Source organism: Streptomyces sp. CC208A (assembly GCF_030010625.1).
Taxonomy (GTDB): Bacteria; Actinomycetota; Actinomycetes; order Streptomycetales; family Streptomycetaceae; genus Streptomyces.
This window is the reverse complement of record NZ_JASCXN010000038.1, coordinates 42,496-64,352: the sequence shown is the minus strand read 5'-3', so window position 1 is coordinate 64,352 and position 21,857 is coordinate 42,496. Positions and strand designations below refer to the sequence as shown.

The 21,857-nt window shown below is 73.8% G+C and carries 18 protein-coding genes and 1 rRNA gene; 14 read left to right on the top strand and 5 right to left on the bottom strand.

Features of this window, described 5'->3' with window-relative positions:
• Positions 1-64: 64 nt before the first annotated feature.
• The 3 genes from rrf (at position 65) to QK442_RS30810 (ending at position 2,112) form a co-directional block, all read left to right on the top strand.
• Positions 65-181 (top strand): 5S ribosomal RNA (rrf, locus tag QK442_RS30820).
• A gap of 267 nt (positions 182-448) precedes the next feature.
• Positions 449-1,405 (top strand): hypothetical protein, encoded by a 957-nt coding sequence (locus QK442_RS30815; RefSeq protein ID WP_282697387.1) that lies wholly within the window; start codon positions 449-451, stop codon positions 1,403-1,405.
• Positions 1,345-2,112 carry a tetratricopeptide repeat protein gene (locus QK442_RS30810; RefSeq protein ID WP_282697386.1) on the top strand — a complete coding sequence of 256 codons (768 nt, stop codon included), beginning with the start codon at positions 1,345-1,347 and terminating at the stop codon, positions 2,110-2,112. The genes QK442_RS30815 and QK442_RS30810 overlap by 61 nt, the downstream gene beginning before the upstream one ends.
• Positions 2,113-2,166: 54 nt before the next feature.
• Here QK442_RS30810 and QK442_RS30805 read toward each other — a convergent pair whose 3' ends face one another.
• Entirely contained in the window at positions 2,167-3,459 is a 1,293-nt protein-coding gene (locus QK442_RS30805; RefSeq protein WP_282697379.1) for a DUF1015 domain-containing protein, read from the bottom strand.
• An 82-nt stretch (positions 3,460-3,541) separates the two neighbouring features.
• Here QK442_RS30805 and QK442_RS30800 point away from each other — a divergent pair, with 82 nt between their 5' ends.
• The 4 genes from QK442_RS30800 to QK442_RS30785 all read left to right on the top strand — a co-directional run bounded on the left by QK442_RS30800 (position 3,542) and on the right by QK442_RS30785 (position 7,921).
• Positions 3,542-4,606: an HAD hydrolase-like protein gene (locus QK442_RS30800; RefSeq protein WP_282697378.1), complete on the top strand. Its 1,065-nt coding sequence runs from the start codon at positions 3,542-3,544 to the stop codon at positions 4,604-4,606.
• A gap of 293 nt (positions 4,607-4,899) precedes the next feature.
• On the top strand, positions 4,900-5,955 hold the full coding sequence (locus tag QK442_RS30795) for an iron chelate uptake ABC transporter family permease subunit (RefSeq protein ID WP_282697377.1): 1,056 nt from the start codon (positions 4,900-4,902) through the stop codon (positions 5,953-5,955).
• Positions 5,956-5,996: 41 nt separating this feature from the next.
• Positions 5,997-6,983, top strand: a complete 987-nt coding sequence (locus QK442_RS30790) for an iron chelate uptake ABC transporter family permease subunit (protein ID WP_282697385.1) — start codon at positions 5,997-5,999, stop codon at positions 6,981-6,983.
• Positions 6,984-7,039: 56 nt separating this feature from the next.
• Positions 7,040-7,921, top strand: coding sequence for an ABC transporter ATP-binding protein (locus QK442_RS30785; RefSeq protein WP_282697376.1), 882 nt, complete (start codon positions 7,040-7,042; stop codon positions 7,919-7,921).
• On the opposite strand, the gene QK442_RS30780 is transcribed toward QK442_RS30785, so the two are convergent.
• A complete protein-coding gene (locus QK442_RS30780; protein ID WP_282697375.1) occupies positions 7,910-8,257 on the bottom strand; it encodes an SCP2 sterol-binding domain-containing protein in 348 nt (115 codons plus the stop codon). The genes QK442_RS30785 and QK442_RS30780 overlap by 12 nt on opposite strands.
• A 42-nt stretch (positions 8,258-8,299) precedes the next feature.
• Here QK442_RS30780 and QK442_RS30775 point away from each other — a divergent pair, with 42 nt between their 5' ends.
• The 5 genes from QK442_RS30775 (at position 8,300) to QK442_RS30755 (ending at position 13,408) form a co-directional block, all read left to right on the top strand.
• A complete protein-coding gene (locus tag QK442_RS30775; protein ID WP_349239696.1) occupies positions 8,300-8,590 on the top strand; it encodes a hypothetical protein in 291 nt (96 codons plus the stop codon).
• Positions 8,591-8,597: 7 nt separating this feature from the next.
• Positions 8,598-9,413: a TlyA family RNA methyltransferase gene (locus QK442_RS30770; protein WP_282697374.1), complete on the top strand. Its 816-nt coding sequence runs from the start codon at positions 8,598-8,600 to the stop codon at positions 9,411-9,413.
• On the top strand, positions 9,410-10,327 hold the full coding sequence (locus QK442_RS30765) for an NAD kinase (protein WP_282697373.1): 918 nt from the start codon (positions 9,410-9,412) through the stop codon (positions 10,325-10,327). Before QK442_RS30770 ends, QK442_RS30765 begins: the two co-directional genes overlap by 4 nt.
• 47 nt (positions 10,328-10,374) lie before the next feature.
• Positions 10,375-12,126, top strand: a complete 1,752-nt coding sequence (recN, locus tag QK442_RS30760; RefSeq protein ID WP_282697372.1) for a DNA repair protein RecN — start codon at positions 10,375-10,377, stop codon at positions 12,124-12,126.
• A gap of 193 nt (positions 12,127-12,319) precedes the next feature.
• Positions 12,320-13,408, top strand: coding sequence for a glycosyltransferase family 4 protein (locus QK442_RS30755; RefSeq protein WP_282697371.1), 1,089 nt, complete (start codon positions 12,320-12,322; stop codon positions 13,406-13,408).
• A gap of 7 nt (positions 13,409-13,415) precedes the next feature.
• On the opposite strand, the gene QK442_RS30750 is transcribed toward QK442_RS30755, so the two are convergent.
• Positions 13,416-15,038 (bottom strand): PucR family transcriptional regulator, encoded by a 1,623-nt coding sequence (locus QK442_RS30750; protein ID WP_282697370.1) that lies wholly within the window; start codon positions 15,036-15,038, stop codon positions 13,416-13,418.
• Positions 15,039-15,197: 159 nt separating this feature from the next.
• On the opposite strand from QK442_RS30750, the gene QK442_RS30745 reads away from it, so the two are divergent.
• Both QK442_RS30745 and QK442_RS30740 read left to right on the top strand, forming a co-directional pair.
• A complete protein-coding gene (locus tag QK442_RS30745; RefSeq protein ID WP_282697369.1) occupies positions 15,198-16,733 on the top strand; it encodes an APC family permease in 1,536 nt (511 codons plus the stop codon).
• A gap of 54 nt (positions 16,734-16,787) precedes the next feature.
• Positions 16,788-18,437 carry an NAD(P)/FAD-dependent oxidoreductase gene (locus QK442_RS30740; RefSeq protein WP_282697368.1) on the top strand — a complete coding sequence of 550 codons (1,650 nt, stop codon included), beginning with the start codon at positions 16,788-16,790 and terminating at the stop codon, positions 18,435-18,437.
• A 12-nt stretch (positions 18,438-18,449) separates the two neighbouring features.
• Here QK442_RS30740 and QK442_RS30735 read toward each other — a convergent pair whose 3' ends face one another.
• Both QK442_RS30735 and QK442_RS30730 read right to left on the bottom strand, forming a co-directional pair.
• On the bottom strand, positions 18,450-19,841 hold the full coding sequence (locus QK442_RS30735; protein WP_282697367.1) for an FAD-binding oxidoreductase: 1,392 nt from the start codon (positions 19,839-19,841) through the stop codon (positions 18,450-18,452).
• 82 nt (positions 19,842-19,923) lie between these two features.
• Positions 19,924-21,726 (bottom strand): glycoside hydrolase family 15 protein, encoded by a 1,803-nt coding sequence (locus QK442_RS30730; protein WP_282697366.1) that lies wholly within the window; start codon positions 21,724-21,726, stop codon positions 19,924-19,926.
• Positions 21,727-21,857: the final 131 nt, after the last annotated feature.

The following is a 21,857-nucleotide window of genomic DNA, read 5'->3' as shown; positions in this document are numbered from 1 at the left end:
GTTGCTGGTTTCTAGAGCTGAACACAACTACAGAGTGTGCTTGTTCGCTCGAAACCGATAGGGTTTCGGTGGTCATAGCGTTAGGGAAACGCCCGGTTACATTCCGAACCCGGAAGCTAAGCCTTTCAGCGCCGATGGTACTGCAGGGGGGACCCTGTGGGAGAGTAGGACACCGCCGAACAATTCTTCAGGACCCCTGGTCCCAGCGTTCACGCTGGGACCAGGGGTCCTTTTGTTTTTGCTTGACTTTTTGTGCCGATGCGCGGCTGAGTGCCGGCTGCGCGAGAATGACTGCAGTACCTGAAGACAGGAGTCACACCGATGTCCACCAACTCTCCCGACGACCGCCCGGAGCGCGAACCGCGTCGCAGGGACGGTGCCGGTGGCGACCGGGGCGGCTTCCGTGGGCCGCGCCGGGATGACAACCGCGGTGGTGGCGGCTTCCGCCGTGACGACCGTGGAGGTGACAACCGTGGCGGCGGCTTCCGTCGCGACGACCGGCGCGATGACCGTCGCGACGACCGTGGTGGCGAGCAGCGCGGTGGTGGCTTCCGCCGGGACGACAATCGGGGTGGCGGTTTCCGCCGCGACGACCGCAGGGATGACAGCCGCGGTGGTGGCTTCCGGCGTGACGAGCGTCGGGATGACAGCCGTGGCGGTGGGTTCCGTCGCGACGACCGGCGCGATGAGCGGCCCTCGTCGTTCCGCCGCGACGAGCGGCGCGATGACAACCGAGGTGGTGGCTTCCGCCGCGACGACAACCGTGGCGGTGGGTTCCGTCGCGACGACCGTGGTGGCGAGCAGCGCGGTGGCGGTTTCCGCCGCGACGACCGCCGGGACGACCGCCGTGACGAGCGTCGCGATGACAGCCGTGGCGGTGGCTTCCGCCGTGACGACCGGCGCGATGAGCGGCCCTCGTCGTTCCGCCGCGATGACCGGCGTGACGACAGCCGCGGTGGTGGGTTCCGTCGCGACGACCGTGGTGGCGAGCAGCGCGGTGGCGGTTTCCGCCGCGACGACCGCCGGGACGAGCGTCGTGACGAGCGTCGGGATGACAGCCGTGGCGGTGGGTTCCGTCGCGACGACCGGCGCGATGAGCGGCCCTCGTCGTTCCGCCGCGACGAGCGGCGCGATGACAACCGCGATGGTGGCTTCCGCCGCGACGACAACCGCGGTGGCGGGTTCCGCCGTGACGACCGGCGCGATGACCGTCGGGACGACCGCCGTGGCGGTGGCGGGTTCCGCCGTGACGACCGGGGTGGGTACCGGGGCCGGGACGACCGGGGCGGGTACGGGCGTCGTGACGACCGCGGGGAGCGGAGCGACCGCGCGCCGATCAAGCGGCTGCCGATCCCGCCGGAGGTCACCGGTGAGGAGATCGACGCCGATGTGCGTCAGGAGCTGATGAGCCTGCCCAAGGGGCTCGCCGACGACGTCGCCCGCAACCTCGTCATGGTCGCGCAGCTGATCGACGAGGACCCGGAGAAGGCGTACGGGTACTCCCGTGTCGCCCTGCGGCTCGCCTCGCGTGTCGCCGCCGTCCGCGAGGCCGCCGGGTTCGCCGCGTACGCCAACCAGAAGTACTCCGAGGCACTGGCCGAGTTCCGGGCCGCCCGGCGGATGAGCGGCGGCGTGGAGCTGTGGCCCGTCATGGCCGACTGCGAGCGCGGCCTCGGCCGGCCCGAGCGGGCGCTGGCCATGGCCGGTGAGCCCGAGGTGCAGAAGCTCGACAAGGCCGGGCAGGTCGAGATGCGGCTCGTCGCCGCCGGTGCCCGCCGGGACATGGGGCAGCTCGACGCCGCCATCGTGACCCTCCAGAGCCCCGAGCTCGCCTCCGGCGCCCACCAGCCGTGGACCGCGCGGCTGCGGTACGCCTACGCCGACGCCCTGCTCGCCGCCGGGCGGGAGCAGGAGGCCCGTGAGTGGTTCGCCAAGGCCCTGGAGGCCGACAAGGACGGGGCGACGGACGCCTCCGACCGGCTCGCCGAGCTGGACGGGGTCGAGTTCGTCGACGCCTTCGACGACTCGGACGACGAGGACGAGACCGAGGACCGGGTCGAGGACCGGGCCGAGGCGAAGGACGTCGCCGACGAGGACGACGACGAGAGCTGAGGCTCGGTGACATGAGGAAGGGGCGGCACCCGTCGGGTGCCGCCCCTTCCGCTCTCAGTCGAGGGCGAGGCTGCGGAGGACCAGGCCCGTCGCCGGCTTGGGGCCGAACGAGGTCGACTTGCGGGGCATCGTGACGCCCTGGCGGGCCAGGTCCCGGACGACCTCCTCCCGTACCGGGTGCATCAGGACCGCCGTGCCGCCGCGGCGCTCGGCCTGCTCGACGGCCGCCGCCGTGTCGTGGATGTAGGCGATGTCCTCGGCGGCGTCCGGCACGTGCCAGACGTTTTCCAGGAGCGTGGAGTGGAGCACCGTCGCGTCCAGGGTGCGCCAGGCCTCCGGGCGGTCCGTGCGGACCGTGCGGGCCAGCAGCGCCGGGGCCGGGCGGTCCAGGAGATGGAAGGCGCCGTCGCCGGCGAGGAGGAAGGCGTTGCCCTCGGCGGCTGCGTCGGCCAGGGCCTCCAGGGCCTCCGGGAGCGGGCGTTCGACCCGGCGGACCCGGAAGGAGTCGCCGACGGCGGCGAGGGCGTCGGCGACCGGCAGGCGGTTGAGGAGCCGGTGGATCGCACGGACCCGCAGCGGGTAGCGGGCCGTGTCGATGAGCAGCACCAGGCCCTGGTTCCAGGGGCCGGGCGAGGGGTGCTCGTCGCGGAGGCGGAGATAGGTCGCCCAGCGGTGGTGGCCGTCGGCGATCAGCGCCTGGTGGCGGGCGAGTTCGGTCGTCACCGCCGTCTGCTCGGCCGGGTCCGTGACCGCCCACAGGCGGTGGTGGAAGCCGTCCTCGGTCGTCGTCGCGAGCAGCGGCTCGCGCTGGATCGCGCGCTCGACGACCGCGTCCGCGCCGTCCCCGTCGCCCGGGTAGGTGAGGAGCAGCGGCTCCAGGTTGGCGGCGGTCGTGCGCATCAGCGAGGCCCGGTCCTCGACGACGTGCGGCATGACGTCCTCGTGGGGGAGGACCACTCCCTCGTCGGGCCTGGTGAGTTCGAGGGCGCCGATGATGCCGCGCTGGAGGATGCCGTCGCCCCGCTGCTCGTACACGTACAGGGCCGGGCACGGGTCGGGGGCGAGGACGCCGTCGGCCAGCCAGCGGTCCATCGTGACCGCCGCCTTGCGGTGGCGGGTGCCCGCCGTGACCGCCTGGGGGAGGATCAGCCGGACGATGTTGTGGGGGTCGGCGGACTCCAGGTGGAGCAGCCCGTCAGGTCGTACGACGACGTCGTAGGGCGGGGACGTCACGGCCGCGAGGCTGCCGACCCGTTCGGGGACGTACCGGATGCCGCGGAACGGATGCAGACGCAGCCCCGCCGTGTCGTCGCGGACGGCGCTGGCCGCGTGACCTGAGGTGTTCATCTCGTCATCGTAGGCGCGCGGCGGCGATGCGCGATGATCGGGGGAGCGGGGACGTACCGGTGGTGAGTGAGGAGCGGTGGTCATGGGGCGAGAGGGCCAGGAGCGGCGGACGGGGCGGAGCCGGCCCGGGGGCAGCGAGGTCGCGCTGAGCGAGGCGTACGACACGGCGCTGCTCGACCTCGACGGGGTCGTGTACTTCGCGGGCGGGGCGGCGATCCCGTACGCCGTGGAGGCGCTCGTGGCGGCGCGGGACGGCGGGATGCGGCTCGCGTACGTGACGAACAACGCGCTGCGGACGCCGGACACGGTGGCCGCGCACCTCACCGAGCTGGGTGTGCCGGCCGAGCCGGGGGACGTCGTCACCGCGGCGCAGGCCGTGGCGCGGCTCGTCGCGGAGGACGTGCCCGAGGGCTCCCGGGTGCTCGTCGTCGGCGGCGAGGGGCTGCGGGTGGCGCTGCGGGAGCGCGGGCTCGTGCCCGTCGAGTCGGCCGACGACGGGCCGGTGGCCGTCGTCCAGGGGTACGGCGGCCCGGACATGGCCTGGGGCCGCTTCGCGGAGGCCGCGTACGCGGTCGGGCGGGGGCTGCCCTGGTACGCGTCCAACACCGACCTGACGATCCCGGGGGCGCGCGGGATCGGGCCCGGCAACGGGGCCGCCGTCGAGGTCGTCCGGATCGCCACCGGCGGGCGGACCGAGCCGAAGGTGGCGGGGAAGCCGCAGCCGCCGATGCACCGGGAGACCGTGCTGCGGACCGGGGCGGAGCGGCCGCTGGTCGTCGGTGACCGGCTCGACACCGACATCGAGGGCGCGTTCCGCGGGGGAGTCGACTCGCTGCTCGTGCTGACCGGGGTCACCGACGTGGCGGCGCTGCTCGCGGCGGCGCCGGAGCACCGGCCGACGTACGTGGCGGCCGATCTGCGGGGGCTGCTCGCCGGGCAGCCGGAGGTCCTCGCCGACGGCGACGGGGCCTTCCGGTGCGGGCGCTGGCGGGCGTCGGTGAGCGGGGAGGAGCTCGTGGTCGAGGGCTCCGGCGCGTCCGACGTGCTCGACGGGGTGCGGGCGCTGTGCGGGGCGGCGTGGACATGGGCCGGGTACGGGGCGTGCGGGCTCGACGCGGGGAAGGCGCTGGCGCGGCTCGGACTGTAGGACGGAGGGGCCCGTCGCGGCTCGGGCCGTAGGGGCGGAGAGGGACGCGGCGGCGGCCTTCCGCGCGTTCGGGGTAGTGGCGGTGGCCTTCCCCGCCTTCGGGGTCGTGCCGGTGGTCTCCCTGTCTTCGGGGTGGTGGTGGTCTCCCTGCGTTCGAGGGCGTGGCGGTGGTCCCCCCCCGCGTTCAGGGTCATGGCGGTGGTCCCCCCGCGTTCGGGCCCCACCGCGGTCTCCGACGCGTTCGGGGCCGCCGACCCCTCCTAGGTCAATATTGGGTAGGCTAACCTAACCACGTGTTGGTCGAGACTCCCTCCCGTACGAGCGCGGAGCCGGCGACGTCCGGGCGGTCTCCGAGGCGCCGGAACACCGTGCGCGCCTTCGGTCTGCTCGCGGCCGTCGGCGCCCTGCTGCTCGTCTGTGTCCTCAGCATCATGATCGGCGCCAAACCGGTGCCGCTCGCTGACGTGTGGCACGGACTGTTCCACAACAGCGGCGTCGGCAACGACGTCGTCATCCACGACGTGCGCGTGCCGCGCACCCTGCTGGGGCTGCTCGTCGGCCTCGCGCTCGGCCTGGCCGGCGCGGTGATGCAGGGGCTGACCCGCAACCCGCTGGCGGAGCCCGGGCTGCTCGGGGTCAACGCCGGCGCGGCGGCCGCCGTCGTCTCGGCCATCGCCTTCCTCGGCGTCACCGACGTCCGCGACTACGTGTGGTTCGCCTTCGTCGGCGCCGCCGTCGTCTCCGTCGTCGTGTACGTGCTCGGCGGCAGCCGCAGCGCCACCCCGGTGCGGCTCGCGCTCGCCGGTACGGCCGCCACCGCCGCCCTGTACGGCTACGTCAACGCCGTCCAGCTGCTCGACTCGGCCGCCCTCGACCGGCTCCGTTTCTGGACCGTCGGGTCGCTGGCCTCGGCCGACCTGGACACCGTCCGCCGGGTCGCGCCGTTCATCCTCGTCGGCGCCGTGCTCGCGCTGGCGATCGCCCGGCCGCTCAACGCCATGGAGATGGGCGACGACGCGGCCCGCGCGCTCGGCGTGAGCATCAACAGGACCCGGATCCTCGCCATGGTCGCCGTCACCCTGATGTGCGGCGCCGCGACCGCCGCGTGCGGCCCGATCGTCTTCCTCGGCCTGATGGTGCCGTACATGGTCCGGGCGGTCACCGGGCCCGACATGCGGTGGATCCTGCCGTACGCGGCCGTCCTCGCGCCCGTGCTGCTGCTCGGCTCCGACGTCCTCGGCCGGGTCGTGGTCCGGCCCGCCGAACTCCAGGTGGGCATCGTGACGGCCCTCGTCGGCGGGCCCGTCTTCATCCGCCTCGTACGCCGCAAGAGGATGGCCCAGCTGTGACCACCAAGACCCTGCGGACCGGCGGGCTCTCCGTGCGGTACATGCCGCGGGCCGCGCTCTCCGGCCTCGGCCTGATCCTGCTCACCCTCGGCGTCGGCACCGTCCTCGTCTGCACCGGCGACTTCCCCATCGCCCCGGGAGAGGTCCTCGACACCCTCCTCGGCCGGGGGACGGTCGTCCAGGAGTTCGCGGTGCTTGAGCTGCGGCTCCCGCGGGTCCTCGTCGCGATCCTCGTCGGCGCCGCCCTCGCCCTCGGCGGGGCCGTCTTCCAGTCGATCTCCCGCAACCCGCTCGGCAGCCCCGACGTCATCGGCTTCGGCCAGGGCGCCACCGTCGGCGCGCTCACCGTCATCGTCCTCTTCCAGGGCAGCGCCGTCGCCACCGCCCTCGGCGCGGTCGCCGGCGGCATCGTCACCGGCGCCGCGATCTACCTGCTCGCCTGGAAGCGGGGCGTCCACGGCTACCGGCTCGTACTCGTCGGCATCGGTGCCGCCGCCATGCTGACCTCCGTCATCCACTACCTCATCACCAAAGCCGACCTGATGGACGCCACCCGCGCCACCGTGTGGATGACCGGCTCCCTGGAAGGGCGCGACTGGACCCAGTTCTGGCCGCTGCTCGCCGTCTGCTGCGTCCTCGTGCCGCTGATCCTCGGCCACGGCCGGGCGCTGCGGATGCTGGAGATGGGCGACGACGCCGCGTACGCGCTCGGCGTGAAGGTCGAGCGCACCCGGGTCGTGCTCATGGCCTCCGCGGTGCTGCTCGTCGCCGTCGCCACCTCGGCGGCCGGTCCCATCGTCTTCGTCTCCCTCAGCGCGCCCCAGCTGGCCCGCAGGCTCACCCGTGCGCCCGGCCCCAACCTGGCGGTCTCCGCCGTCATGGGCTCGGCGCTGCTGCTGAGCGCCGACTGGATCGCCACCCACGCCTTCGGCGACCGCCGGCTGCCCGTCGGCGTCGTCACCGGCATCCTCGGCGGCTGCTACCTGCTCTGGCTGCTCGTCAGCGAACGCAAGGCAGGCCGGATATGACCCCGCCTCCGCACCCGAACCCGCACGCATCCGTCCAGGACAACAGGAGCACGCCCATGAGCGGTCGGCAGCAGCAGCGCCTCGGGGCCGAGTCGGTCACCCTCGCGTACGAGCAGCGGGTCATCGCCCGCGACCTGTCCGTCGAGATCCCGGACAACTCCTTCACCGTCATCGTCGGCCCCAACGCCTGCGGCAAGTCCACGCTGCTGCGCGCCCTGTCCCGGATGCTCAAGCCGGCCCAGGGGCGGGTGCTGCTCGACGGGCAGTCGATCCACTCCCTGCCGGCGAAGAAGGTCGCCCGGACCCTCGGCCTGCTGCCGCAGTCGTCCATCGCCCCCGACGGCATCACCGTCGCCGACCTCGTCGCCCGCGGCCGCTACCCGCACCAGGGCCTGCTGCGCCAGTGGTCGCCCGAGGACGAGCGGATCGTCCGGGAGTCGATGGAGTCCACCGGCGTCGCCGAGCTCGCCGACCGGTTCGTGGACGAGCTCTCCGGCGGCCAGCGCCAGCGCGTGTGGATCGCCATGGCCCTCGCCCAGCAGACCCCGCTGCTGCTGCTCGACGAGCCGACCACGTACCTCGACATCCAGCACCAGATCGACGTCCTCGACCTCTGCGCCGAGCTGCACGAGACGCAGGGCCGGACGCTCGTCGCCGTCCTGCACGACCTCAACCACGCGGCCCGGTACGCCACCCACCTCATCGCGGTGCGCGGCGGCGAGGTCGTCGCCGAGGGGCCGCCGTCCGAGGTCGTGACGGCCGAACTGGTCGAGCGGGTCTTCGGGCTGCGCTGCCAGGTCATCGACGACCCGGAGACCGGTACGCCGCTCGTCGTCCCGGCCGGGCGGCAGGCGCGGGCCCGCCGGGCCGTGCCCGCGCAGGAGCCCGCCCGGGAAACCGAGCGGGAATCCGGGCAGGAGCCCGTCCTACAGAAGTGAGCGCAGCCGCAGCAGGTCGCGGAGACCGGCCTCCAGCCTGACCCGGCCGGAGGCCCACGCCTTCGCGAAGTGCAGCCGGCCGTCCACCATCGCGACCAGGTCGTCGCCGGTCATCGCCAGGCGGATCTGCGCCTTCGAGGGCGGCGGGCCCGCCACCGTCGACTCCACGGCCATCCGGCCGCCCGCGAGCCGGCCGGTGAAGGTGGTGTCGAGGTCGGTGAGGTGGCAGCTCAGGGTGCGGTCGAGCGCGGCCGCGCCCCGGACCCCGCCGTCCGCCCGCGCGAGACCTGCCGCCAGCCTGTCGAGTGCGTCGCGGCACTCCGTGATCGTCGCCATCGCCGACGACCGTACCCCAGGGCTTCGCGGTAGCGTCGGGGCATGAGCGAAGCGATGACGGACACCGGTGAGGACGCCGGTACGGAACCGGCGGCGGAGGAGCCCGCGGAGTCCGCGGAGCCGGCCGCGCCCGCGCCCCTGGGGGTCCCCCGGGAGCCCACCGGGCTGCCGGCCGTCGACGCGCTCCTGGAGCGGCTCGGCGAGGCCGACGACCTCCCGGCGGACGGACACCTCGCGGTGTACGAGGATGTACACCGAGGACTGCGCGCCGAACTGACCTCGCTCGACGCGCACCCCGCCTCCGCACCCCGTCCGCACGACCCCAGGAGCTGAACCCAACGTGGCAGGAGTGGCACGCCGCCGACTCGACGCCGAGCTGGTCCGGCGCAAACTCGCCCGCTCGCGCGAGCACGCCGGCCAGCTGATCGCCGCAGGCCGGGTGACCGTCGGCAAGACCGTCGCCACCAAGCCCGCCACCCAGGTCGAGACCGCCGCGGCGATCGTCGTCTCCCGGGACGACTCCGACCCCGACTACGTCTCGCGCGGCGGCCACAAGCTGGCCGGCGCCCTCGCCGCCTTCGTCCCGAAGGGGCTGCGGGTCGAGGGCCGGCGCGCGCTGGACGCCGGCGCCTCCACCGGCGGCTTCACCGACGTGCTGCTGCGCGCGGGCGCCGGGCACGTCGTCGCCGTCGACGTCGGCTACGGGCAGCTCGCCTGGTCGCTGCAGAGCGACGAGCGGGTCACCGTCAAGGACCGCACCAACGTGCGCGAGCTGACCCTCGACGTCCTCGACGGCGTCCCCGTGGACCTCGTCGTCGGCGACCTCTCCTTCATCCCGCTCGGGCTCGTGCTGCCCGCCCTGGCCGCCTGCACCGCCCCGGACGCCGACCTCGTCCTGATGGTCAAGCCGCAGTTCGAGGTGGGCAAGGACCGGCTCGGGTCCGGCGGCGTCGTCCGCAGCGCCGAGCTGCGCGCCGACGCCGTGAAGAACGTGGCCCGGCAGGCGGCGGAGCTGGGGCTCGGCGTGCTCGGCGTCACCGCCAGCCCGCTGCCCGGCCCCTCCGGCAACGTCGAGTACTTTCTGTGGCTGCGGGCAGGCGCGCCCGCGCTCGATCCGGCGGACGTCGACCGCGCCGTGGCGGAGGGACCTCGTTGACAGCATCAGCGGCACCACAGGCACCACGTACCGTCCTCCTGCTCGCGCACACCGGGCGGCCGGCCGCCGTGCGCAGCGCCGAACTCGTCGTCCTGGGGCTGCTGCGCAGCGGCATCGGCGTCCGCGTCCTGGAGACGGAGGCCGCGGACCTGCCGCTGCCGCCCGCCGTGGAGAAGATCCCCGACGACTGCCCCGAGGCGATCGACGGCTGCGAGCTGATCATCGTCCTCGGCGGTGACGGGACGCTGCTGCGCGGCGCCGAGTTCTCCCGCGCCTCCGGCGTGCCGATGCTCGGCGTCAACCTCGGCCGGGTCGGCTTCCTCGCCGAGGCCGAGCGCGACGACCTCGACAAGGTCGTCGACCGGGTCGTCACCCGGGCGTACGAGGTCGAGGAACGGATGACCCTCGACGTCGCCGTCTACCAGAACGGCGACGTCCTGCACCGCGACTGGGCGCTCAACGAGGCCGCCGTGCAGAAGGTGTCCCCGGAGCGGATGCTGGAGGTCGTCCTCGCCATCGACGGGCGGCCCGTCACCGGCTTCGGCTGCGACGGGGTGATCTGCGCGACGCCGACCGGCTCGACCGCCTACGCCTTCTCGGCCGGCGGCCCGGTCGTCTGGCCGGAGGTGGAGGCGCTGCTCATGGTGCCGATCGGGGCGCACGCGCTGTTCGCCAAGCCGCTGGTCACCACCCCCCACTCCGTCCTCGCCGTCGAGGTCGAGCCGCACACCCCGCACGGGGTGCTGTGGTGCGACGGGCGGCGGACCGTCGAACTGCCCTCGGGCGCCCGGGTGGAGGTCCGGCGCGGCGCCGTCCCGGTCCGCCTCGCCCGGCTCCACCACGCCTCCTTCACCGACCGGCTCGTCGCCAAGTTCGCCCTGCCGGTCTCCGGATGGCGGGGCGCGCCCCACTGATCACCCCGTGACGGGGGTGATGTCGCGTCGCGGCCCGGAAACCTCGTATGGTCTGGGGCGTGCTGGAGGAGATGCGGATACGGTCGCTCGGGGTCATCGACGACGCGGTGGTCGAGCTGTCGCCCGGATTCACCGCGGTGACCGGTGAGACCGGCGCGGGCAAGACCATGGTCGTCACGAGCCTGGGGCTGCTGCTCGGCGGACGGGCCGACCCGGCCCTGGTGCGGATCGGCGCGGCCTCGGCGGTCGTCGAGGGGCGGATCGCCCTGCCGCCCGGCTCGCCCGCCGCGCTGCGGGCCGAGGAGGCCGGGGCCGAACTCGACGAGGGCGCCCTCCTGGTGACCCGTACGGTCTCCGCCGAGGGACGCTCACGGGCCCACCTCGGCGGGCGCGCGGTGCCCGTCGGACTGCTCGCCGAGCTCGCCGACGAACTCGTCGCCGTCCACGGCCAGACCGACCAGCAGGGCCTGCTCAAGCCCGCCCGGCAGCGCGGTGCGCTCGACCGGTACGCCGGTGCCGCCGTGTCCGTGCCGCTCGCCGCCTACACGGAGGCGTACCGGCGGCTGCGGGCCGTCACCGCCGAGCTGGAGGAGATCACCACCCGGGCACGTGAGCGAGCCCAGGAGGCCGATCTGCTGCGCTTCGGGCTCGGCGAGATCGAGGCCGTCGAGCCGCGTCCCGGAGAGGACACGGAGCTGGCCGCCGAGGCCGAGCGGCTCGGGCACGCCGAGGCCCTCGCCTCCGCCGCCGCGCTCGCGCACGCCGCGCTGGTCGGCGACCCGGAGGACCCCGAGTCCGTCGACGCGACCACCCTGGTCGCGGGCGCGGGCCGGGCCCTGGAGGCCGTACGGGCGCACGATCCGGCGCTCGCCGCGCTCGCCGACCGGATGGGGGAGATCTCCATCCTGCTCTCCGACGTGGCCGGTGAACTGGCCGGGTACGCGGACGATCTGGACGCCGACCCGCTGCGGCTCGCCGCGGTCGAGGAGCGGCGGGCCGCCCTCGCCCAGCTCACCCGGAAGTACGGCGACTCCGTCGCGGCCGTCCTGGCCTGGGCGGAGGAGAGCGCGGCGCGGCTCGGGGAGCTGGAGGGCGACGACGAGCGGATCGGGGAGCTGACCGCCGAGCGGGACCGGCTGCGCGACGAACTGTCCGTCCTCGCCCAGCGACTCACCGATGCCCGGACGGAGGCCGCGGACCGGTTCGCCGGGGCGGTCACCGCCGAACTGGCCTCCCTCGCCATGCCGCACGCGCGCGTGTCCTTCGACATCCGGCAGACCGAGTCCGTCGACGAGGCTTCGGGCGTCGAGGTCAACGGGCGGAACGTGGCCTACGGGCCCACCGGCGCCGACGAGGTCGAGCTGTTGCTCGCCCCCCACCCCGGCGCCCCGCCGCGGCCCATCGCCAAGGGCGCGTCCGGCGGTGAGCTGTCCCGCGTGATGCTCGCGGTCGAGGTGGTCTTCGCCGGGGTCGACCCGGTGCCGACGTACCTCTTCGACGAGGTCGACGCGGGCGTCGGCGGCAAGGCGGCGGTGGAGATCGGCCGCCGGCTCGCCAAGCTCGCCCGCACCGCGCAGGTCGTCGTCGTCACCCACCTGCCGCAGGTGGCCGCCTTCGCCGACCGGCAGCTGCTGGTCGAGAAGACCAACGACGGCTCCGTCACCCGCTCGGGCGTCACCGTCCTGGAGGGCGAGGAGCGCGTCCGCGAGCTCTCCCGGATGCTCGCGGGGCAGGAGGACTCCGAGACGGCCCGCGCCCACGCGGAGGAACTCCTGGCCACGGCCCGCGCGGACCTCTGACCTCCCGTCCGGGGAGTCCGGGGCGGCTCCGGCGCGTGCACGGGGGGCGCGTTAAGCGGAGGCGCGCGCTCACCCGTGTGGGTGAACCCGGGGGCGGGGTGCGGCACCGGACGCCCGACGCGCCGGGGAACGATGCGGTGTCGGTGCCGGAACGTGCGTACGGTGGGGCGTCCGGACTGGCATCCTTGGGCGCGTGACACAGCTCCGTACGGTCCAAGTGCTGGGCGGCGGCAGCGCGGGCAGCAGCGCTCACGTCAGATCACTTGCCTCGGGGCTGGTGGCGAGGGGCGTCCGGGTGACCGTGTGCGCTCCGGCCGAACTCGACCGCCTCTACGACTACTCCGGGACCGGCGCGCACGTCGTGCCGCTGGCGCGCCGCAACGACCCGGCGACCGTCGGTGTGCTCCGCAACGCCTGCATCGGCGCCGACGTCGTCCACGCCCACGGGCTGCACGCCTCCGTCCGGGCCGCGCTCGCCGTCTCCGGCGGCGTCGGACCCGCCCGCCTCCCGCTCGTCACCACCTGGCACGGCCGGCCGCACGCCGAAGGACCCCGCGCCGGGCTCGTACGGCTCCTGGAGCGGCGGACCGCACGGGCGGCCACCGTCGTCCTCGGCACCTCCTCCGAACTCGTCGACCGGGCCCGCCGCCGCGGCGCCCGCGACGCGCGGCTCGCCCCCGTCGCCGTGCCCGCCGCTCGCGGACCCGTCTGCCTCCACGACGGCAAGGCCCGGGCCGAACTCGGCGCCGTCGACCGGCCGCTGCTCATCGCCGTCGGCGCGCTCGAACCCGGACGGGGGTACGGGACGCTGCTCGACGCGGCGCGGGAGTGGCGGGGGCTCGACCCGCAGCCGCTGCTCGTCATCGCCGGCGAGGGACGCGAACGGGCCGTGCTCCAGCGGCGGATCGCCGCCGAAGGGCTCGCCGTACGGCTCATCGGCCGGCGCGACGACGTCGCCGAGCTGCTCGCCGCCGCGGACATCGCGGTCCTGCCCTCGCGGTGGGAGGCCCGGTCCCTGCTCGCGCAGGAGGCGCTGCGGCTCGGCGTGCCGCTGGTCGCCACGGCCGTCGGCGGCGTGCCCGAACTCGTCGGCGACGCCGCCGAACTCGTGCCGTACGGCGATGCCGGCGCCCTCGCGGCGGCCGTGCGCGGCCTGCTGGCGGACGAGGAGCGGCGGATGGACCTCGCGGCGGCCGGCCGGGTGCAGGCGGGCACATGGCCGACGGAGGACGACACGATCGCCCATGTGCTGAGCGTCTACGACGAACTGACCGGCCGTTAGCCGCCTGCTACGGCGTGTGCCTCCTCGCCCTCAGCGCCAGGGACAGCGCCAGGACCGTCTGGGGGTCGTCCAGGTCCGTGCCGAGGAGTTCGGAGATGCGGCCCAGACGGTTGTAGAGGGTCTGGCGGTTGAGGTGGAGCTCGCGGGCCGTCTCCGCCTTGCGGCCCGCGTGCGCCAGGTACGTCTCCAGGGTGGGGAGCAGCGGGGGGCGGGAGGTCCGGTCGTGGTCGCGGAGCGGGCCGATCGCGCGGTCGACGAAGGCCGCCAGGTCCGGGTGGTCGCGCAGCCGCCACAGCAGCAGGTCGATGTCGAGGCGCCGGGCGTCGTACCAGGGGCGGTCGGTGAGGCCCTGGGCCGCCGTCGCGGTCTCCGCCGCGTGCCGCAGCCCCGCGGAGGCCGCCGCCCAGCCGCCCGCCATGCCCACCACCACGACCGGCGGATGCGTCCCGGCGCCCTCCAGACCGGCCCGTTCGACACCGGCCCGCAGCGCCGCCGCGACCCGGTCCGCGACCGCCGTCCGCTCCGACTCCGAACGCAGCCCGAGGAGCAGCGGGACCCGGCCCTCGACCGGCCGGACGCCCAGCAGGGCCGGGACACCGACGGCGGAGAGCTCCTCGTGGACGGCCCGGGCAAGCAGGGCCCAGCTGCCGGAGGGGGACAGCTCGGGGGCGAGCCGCATGACCACCGGCAGCAGCGGGCCCTCGCCCGGCTTGAAGCCGAGGACCCGGGCCTGCGCCGGGGCGTCCTCCGCCGAGATCCGGCCCTCCGCGAGGTCCGTCAGGAAGTCCCCGCGGCCGCGCGCCGCCAGCTCCTCCTCCTGCCGGGCCTGCATGAGGACGACCGCGAGGAGGCCCGCCGCCCGTTCGGCGGCCATCCGGTGGACCGGGGCGAGGGCGCCGGAGACCGCCAGCAGCACCAGGCGGGCCCGCACCGAGCCCGTACCCGGGCCTCCGCCGGGCACGTCGACGAGGACCGTGCCGGTCGGCGGCCCCGACTCGCGGGCCGCGCGCTGGCCCCGCAGCCCGTCCCACACCTGGAGCGGGTCGGCAGGACCGGACTCGGTGCCCGCCGCGTACAGCAGCTGCCCGTCGGCGGTCTCCAGGAAGACCGGGTTCGCGGCGAAGTCCGAGAGGATGCGGAGCACCTGGGGGACCCCGCCGCCGCCGAGCAGCGCCTCGGTGCACTGCCGGTGGACCTCCTCGGCCCGCCGCTGGAGCGCGTAGTGGCCGTTGACGATCTCGGTGTGGATCTCCTCGGTGACCGTGACGAACGGCACCTCGCGGTGGAGCTGGACCAGCGGAAGCCCGGCGGTCCTGGCGGTCTCCACTATCGTCGCCGGGAGCCGGGCGAACCGCGGGCCGAGCTCGACGACGAGGGCCGCGATGCCCCGGTCGGCGAGGCGGCGCACGAAGGTCCGCTGCTCGGCCGGGCGGGTGCCCAGACCGAGACCGGTCGTCAGGAGCAGCTCGCCGCCCTTCAGCAGGGACGCGATGTTGGGCACCTCGCCCGCGTGCACCCACCGCACCGTCCGCTGGAGCCGGTCGGCTCCGGCGACGACCTCCGGGAGGCCGCTGCGGAGCCCCGGGAGTTCGAGTGCCCGTTGTACGGTGATGCCGCCCTGCGTGTCCATGGGCGGACGCTATCGCCCGTGGTGTTTCCTGGACATCTCCCCACGGTCACAGGGGACGACGGTTCGCCCTCAGGGGCGACAACTCGTCGTGGTACGGCGCCGATTGACTGACCGCCTGTCGATTGTGGCCTACGTCACTCCAGTGGATGCTCTCCCGCCATGACAGACACCTCCACCCCGCCGGGCGGCGGCCCCGCGCCCCGCGTCGACCGGCTCAAGGCGAACTCCGTCGGACTCGTCGGCGTCGTCTTCATGGCCGTGGCCACCGCCGCGCCCATCACCGCCATGACCGGCAACCTGCCCATCGCCGTCGGCTTCGGCAACGGCACCGGGGCCCCCGCCGGCTACCTCTTCGCCACCCTCGTCCTGACCGTCTTCTCCGTCGGGTACGTGGCCATGGCCAAGCGGATCACCGCCGCCGGCGCCTTCTACGGCTACATCTCGCACGGCCTCGGCCGGATCGCCGGCATGGCCTCCGGCATGCTCGCCGTCCTCGCGTACATCGTCTTCGAGGCGTCCATCGTCGGCGTGTTCGCCTACTTCACCAAGACGACGGTCGCCGACCAGCTCGGTGTCGACCTGCCGTGGATCCTGTACGCGGCCGCCATGCTCGCGGTCACCGCCGTCCTCGCGTACTTCGACATCAACCTCACCGCCAAGGCCCTCGGCATCATGCTGGTCGCGGAGATCGCCGTCCTCTTCGCGGTCGCCACCGCGATCCTGATCCACGGCGGCGGCCCCGACGGCATCCCCGTCGAGCCGGTCAACCCCGCGAACGCCTTCACCGGAGCCTCCGCCGGCCTCGGCCTCTTCTTCGCGTTCTGGTCGTGGGTCGGCTTCGAGTCCACCGCCATGTACGGCGAGGAGTCCCGCGAGCCCAAGCGCGTCATCCCCCGCGCCACCCTGATCGCGGTCGTCGGCGTCGGACTCTTCTACATCTACGTCTCCTGGATGGCGATCGCCGGCAACGGTCTCTCCGGCTCCGCCGCCCTCGCCACCTCCGACAACCCCCTCGACCTCTTCTTCGCCCCTACCCGGACCTTCATCGGCGCCTGGGCCGTCGACGCCTTCCAGTGGCTGCTGCTCACCGGCTCCTTCGCCTGCGGCATGGCCTTCCACCAGTGCGCCTCCCGCTACCTCTACGCCATCGGCCGCGAGGGCTTCCTCCACCCCGCCCTCGGCCGGACCCACCCCGGGCACGGCTCCCCGTACATCGCCTCCTTCGTCCAGAGCGCCATCGCCGTCGGGCTCGTCGGCACCTTCTGGCTCACCGGCCAGGACCCGTACATCCACCTCTACACGCTGCTCGCGATCCTCGGCACGATGGCGATCCTCATCGTGCAGACGCTCTGCTCCTTCGCCGTCATCGGCTACTTCCGCAAGAACCACCCCGAGGACCGGCACTGGTTCAGGACCCTCACCGCGCCCCTCCTCGGCGGCATCGGCATGACCGCCGTCGTCGTGCTGCTGATCGTCAACATGGAGACCGCGGCCGGGCTCGCCGCCGAGTCGCTCTTCTTCAAGGCGATCCCGTGGATCGTCGGCACGGTCTTCTTCGGCGGCCTCGGCCTCGGCTTCTACCTCAGGGCCAGGCGGCCCGAGCGGTACGAGATCATCGGCCGGATCGTCCTGGAGGACGCCGCCGAACGCGACGACGACGAGCGGGCGGAGCCCGTACCGGCAGCGCACGGCTGACCCCTCACGGCTGAGACCGCACAGCCGACCCCTTCACCTCTCCAGGAGCGCCCCATGGCACGCACCAACCCGATGCACCTCCTGAACCGCCTCGCCGCCGACCACGCCGACGCCCGCCGGCTCGGCCTCCCCGTCGACGAACTCCGCGGCCTGAGGAACGACCCCCTCGGCCGCCGCACCCTCCTCAAGGCCGCCGCCGCGGCCGGCATCACCGTCTCCGCCGTCTCCACCGGGGCCGCCCCCGCCCCCGCCGCGGCCGCCGTCCCCGACCGGCCGGTGCGGTCCGACGCCCGGATCGCCGTCGTCGGCGCCGGCATCGCCGGACTCACCGCCGCCCTCACCCTCCAGGACGCGGGCCTCAGCCCCGTCCTCTACGAGGCCGACCCCGCCCGCGTCGGCGGCCGCATGTGGACCCAGCGCGGCCACTGGGCCTACGGACAGATCTCCGAGATCGGCGGCGAGCTCATCGACACCGGCCACAAGAAGATGCTGGCACTCTGCCGCCGCTTCGGCCTGACCACCGAGGACTTCCTCGGCGGAGGGCCCAACGGGGCCGAGGAGGTCCTCTGGTTCGGCGGCGGCTACTACCCGCGCCGCCAGGCCGACGAGGACTTCAAGGCCGTCTACCAGGCGCTGCGCCGCGACCTGTCGGAGGCGGGAGAGGTCTTCTGGAACCAGACCACGCCCGCCGGCACCGCCCTCGACAACCTCTCCCTGTACGAGTGGATCGAGACCCGCGTCCCCGGCGGGCACTCCTCGCCGCTGGGCCGGTTCATCGACGTCGCCTACAACGTCGAGTACGGCGCCGACACCACCGAGCAGTCCTCGCTCGCCCTCGTCCTGCTCATGGGCTACCAGACCAATCCCGGCAACTTCAACATCTGGGGCCTGTCCAACGAGCGGTACCACGTCGTCGGCGGCAACGACCGGCTCCCGCACGCCATCGCCGGCGCCCTGAACCCCGGCACCCTCCGCATGGGCTGGACCCTCCAGGCGGTACGCGCCAACGCCGACGGCACCCAGACGCTCACCTTCGCCGAGGGCGGCTCCACCCGCACCGTCACCGCCGACCACACGATCCTGTGCGTCCCGCTGCCGGTCCTGCAACAACGCCTCGACCTCAGCCGCGCCGGCTTCGACCCGCTCATGACGAACCTGCTGCGGGACGCCCGCATGGGCTACTGCACCAAGCTCAACATGCAGTTCGCCACCCGCCCCTGGCGCGGCACAGGGCCCTGGCCCGGTGTCTCCGCCGGCGACTGCTTCACCGACCTCGACGTGCAGCAGACCTGGGACACCACCAAGGTGCAGGGCGGCACCGGCGGCATCCTCATCCAGTACAACGGCGGCAGCCTCGCCCGGAACCTGAACCCCGCGGGCCCCTTCTCCACCGAGTCCGACCCCTACGTGAGGAACCTGGTCGGCCGCTACCTCACCGGGATCGACGCCTTCTTCCCCGGCACCTCACGCACCTGGACCGGCCGCGCCCAGCTCTCCGCCTGGCACAAGAACCCCAGGGCCCTCGGCGCCTACTCCTCCTGGCCGGTGGGCTACCTCCACCGGTACGCCGGGTACGAGGGCACCGCCCAGGGCAACGTCCACCTCGGCGGCGAGCACTGCTCCTACGACTTCCAGGGCTTCATGGAGGGCGGCGCCACCGAGGGCGAGCGGGCCGCGAAGGAGGTGATCGACGCCCTCCGGTGACCCCCGGTGGGCTCAGGCGGCCGCCGGCACGATGTTGTGGTTGAAGCGGAAGACGTTGTCGGGGTCGTACGCGGCCTTCACGGCGGCGAGCCGCGGGTAGTGGTCGGCACCGAAGCCGGCGACGACCCGCTGCTCGCCCTCCGTGCCGATGAAGTTGAGGTACACCGCCTCCGTCGACCACGGCCGCATGTCGGTCCGCACGTCGTGCACCCACTGCACCGCCCTGCCGTCGTCCTCCGGGTTCTCCCAGGTGGCGAAGGGGTGGACGGCCCAGGGCGCGGTGCGCCACGGCACCGGATAGTCGAGCGGGCCGCGGGCCAACGCGCCGCCCATCGGGAAGAGCACGTGCTGGGTGGCCGTGCCCGCCGGGATCCGCTCCCCGCGGGCGCAGAACACCTCCACGGCCTCGTCGGGGAAGGAGCCCAGGTACTCCGCCGACCAGTAGTTCCGCAGCCCCGGCGGGTCGTCCAGCATGCACTGGAAGTCCGCGTAGGGGATGTCCTGGACGAGCTCCACCACCGGCCGCAGCGCGGACAGCGGGCCCGCCAGCTCCCGCGTACCGGCGACCGGCCCCGCGTACGTGATCAGCGCGCCGCACACCAGCTGCCCCACCAGGTGCTCGGGTATGAACGGCTCCGGCGGCGCGGGGAAGTACAGCACCCCGCCGCCCACCTCGTCCGGCGCCGTCTCCAAGAGCGTGCGGTAGGCGGTCGTCACGGCCTGCCCCGAGGCCGGCGGGAAGAACATCAGGGCGAAGCTCATCGCGGGCAGCTCGTGGAGCCGCAGCGTCAGGGAGGTCGCCACGCCGAAGTTGCCCCCGCCGCCGTGCAGCGCCCAGAACAGCTCCGGGTTCTCCTCGGCGTTCGCGACGACGTGCTTCCCCTCGGCCGTGATCAGCTCGACGGCCAGCAGGTTGTCGCAGGCCGGCCCGAACTTCCGCTCCAGCCAGCCCGAGCCGCCGCCCAGGGCGAAGCCGGCGACGCCGGTGGTGGAGACCCGGCCGCCGGTGGTCGCCAGGTGGAAGGGCTGGGTGGCGCGGTCGAGGTGCCCCATCGTGGCGCCGCCCTCGACCCGTACCGTCATGTGCTCCGGATCCGCGACGACGGCGTGCATCCGGCGCAGGTCGATCACCAGGCCGCCGTCGACGACGGAGGCGCCCGCGACGCTGTGCCCGCCGCCGCGCACGGCGATCGGCAGACCGGTCTCGCGGCCGAAGAGGACCGCGTTGGACACGTCCGCCTGGGTCGCGCACTGGGCGATGACGGCCGGACGGCGGTCGATCATGCCGTTGTGGACGAGCCTCGCCTCGTCGTAGCCCGGATCGCCGGGGACGAGCACCTCACCCGCCAGGTCCTCACGGAGACCTGCCAGGGCCGTGTCCGGGACGGGGGTCTGGGGAGCCATCGAACGCCCCCCTTTCGTTGCGGGGGCCGGGACATCTTCATCGTAGGTCCGGCCCCCGGAGGGCGCCCCTCCACCGCGCCCCTCAGCCGCCGTACGCGCCGCTCGCCGTCAGCCGCAGGGCGGTGTCGATCAGCGGGACGTGGCTGAACGCCTGCGGGAAGTTGCCCACCTGCCGCTGGAGCCGCGGGTCCCACTCCTCCGCGAGCAGCCCCAGGTCGTTGCGGAGCGACAGCAGCTTCTCGAAGAGGGTGCGGGCCTCGTCGACCCGGCCGATCATCGCCAGGTCGTCGGCGAGCCAGAACGAGCAGGCGAGGAAGGCGCCCTCGTCGCCCTCCAGACCGTCGACGCCCGCCTCCTCGCCGGCCGTCGGATAGCGCAGCACGAAGCCGTCCTCCGTGGACAGCTCCCGCTGGATCGCCTCGATCGTGCCGATCACCCGCTTGTCGTCCGGCGGCAGGAAGCCCATCTGCGGGATCAGCAGCAGCGAGGCGTCCAGCTCCTTGGAGCCGTACGACTGGGTGAAGGTGTTCCGCTCCTTGTCGTAGCCCTTGTCGCAGACGTCCCGGTGGATCTCGTCGCGCAGCTCGCGCCAGCGCTCAAGCGGCCCGTCCGCGTCACCGGACTCGATCAGCTTGATCGTGCGGTCGACCGCCACCCAGGCCATCACCTTGGAGTGGGTGAAGTGCCGGCGCGGGCCGCGGACCTCCCAGATGCCCTCGTCGGGCTGGTCCCAGTTCTTCTCCAGGTAGTTGATCAGCTTGATCTGGAGCAGGGAGGCGTAGTCGTTGCGGGACAGGCCCGTCATGTGCGCCAGGTGCAGGGCCTCGGTGACCTCGCCGTACACGTCCAGCTGGAGCTGGCTCGCGGCGCCGTTGCCGACCCGGACGGGGCCCGAGTTCTCGTACCCGGGCAGCCAGTCGAGCTCCGCCTCGCCGAGCTCCCGCTCGCCCGCGATGCCGTACATGATCTGGAGGTTCTCCGGGTCGCCGGCGACCGCGCGGAGCAGCCACTCCCGCCAGGCGCGGGCCTCCTCGCGGTAGCCGGTGCGCAGCAGCGAGGAGAGGGTGATCGCCGCGTCCCGCAGCCAGGTGTAGCGGTAGTCCCAGTTCCGCACGCCGCCGATCTCCTCCGGCAGCGAGGTGGTCGGCGCGGCGACGATCCCGCCGGTGGGCGCGTACGTCAGGGCCTTCAGGGTGATCAGGGAGCGGACCACGGCCTCCCGGTAGGGGCCGTGGTAGGTGCAGTGATCCACCCAGTCGCGCCAGAAGCCGGCGGTCGCCTCCAGGGAGCCCTCCGGGTCCGGCAGCGGCGGCTGCTCCTTGTGCGAGGGCTGCCAGGAGAGGGTGAAGGCGAGCCGGTCGCCGGGGGTGACGGTGAACTCGGAGTAGGTGGTGAGGTGCTCGCCGTGGGTCTCGACCTCCGTGTCGAGCCAGACCGAGTCGGGCCCGGCCACCGCGACCGTCCGCTCGCCGACCTTGTGCACCCAGGGCACGATCCGGCCGTAGCTGAACCGCATCCGCAGCGTCGAGCGCATCGGCACCCGGCCGCTGACCCCCTCCACGATCCGGATCAGCTGCGGGGCGCCGTCGCGCGGCGGCATGAAGTCGGTCACCCGGACCGTGCCGCGCGGGGTGTCCCACTCCGACTCCAGGATCAGCGAGTCGCCCAGGTAGCGGCGGCGGTCGGCGGGGGCCGGCTCGGCGTCGGCCGGGCCGGCCGGGCCCACCCGCCAGAAGCCGTGCTCCTCGGTGCCGAGCAGTGCCGCGAAGACGGCATGCGAGTCGAAGCGGGGCAGGCAGAGCCAGTCGACGCTGCCGTCCCGGCAGACCAGCGCCGCGGTCTGCATGTCTCCGATGAGTGCGTAATCCTCGATACGCCCGGCCACGTGTTTCACTCCAGTCGAACGGCCTGTCCGCCCCTCGGGGCGCGTGCTGCGGGTGTCGCGTCCACGCGCCGCGAGACCTGCGGTGGGTGCGAGAAGGTACCCGCGGTGCCAGTGTGCGGGATGCCCGGCCC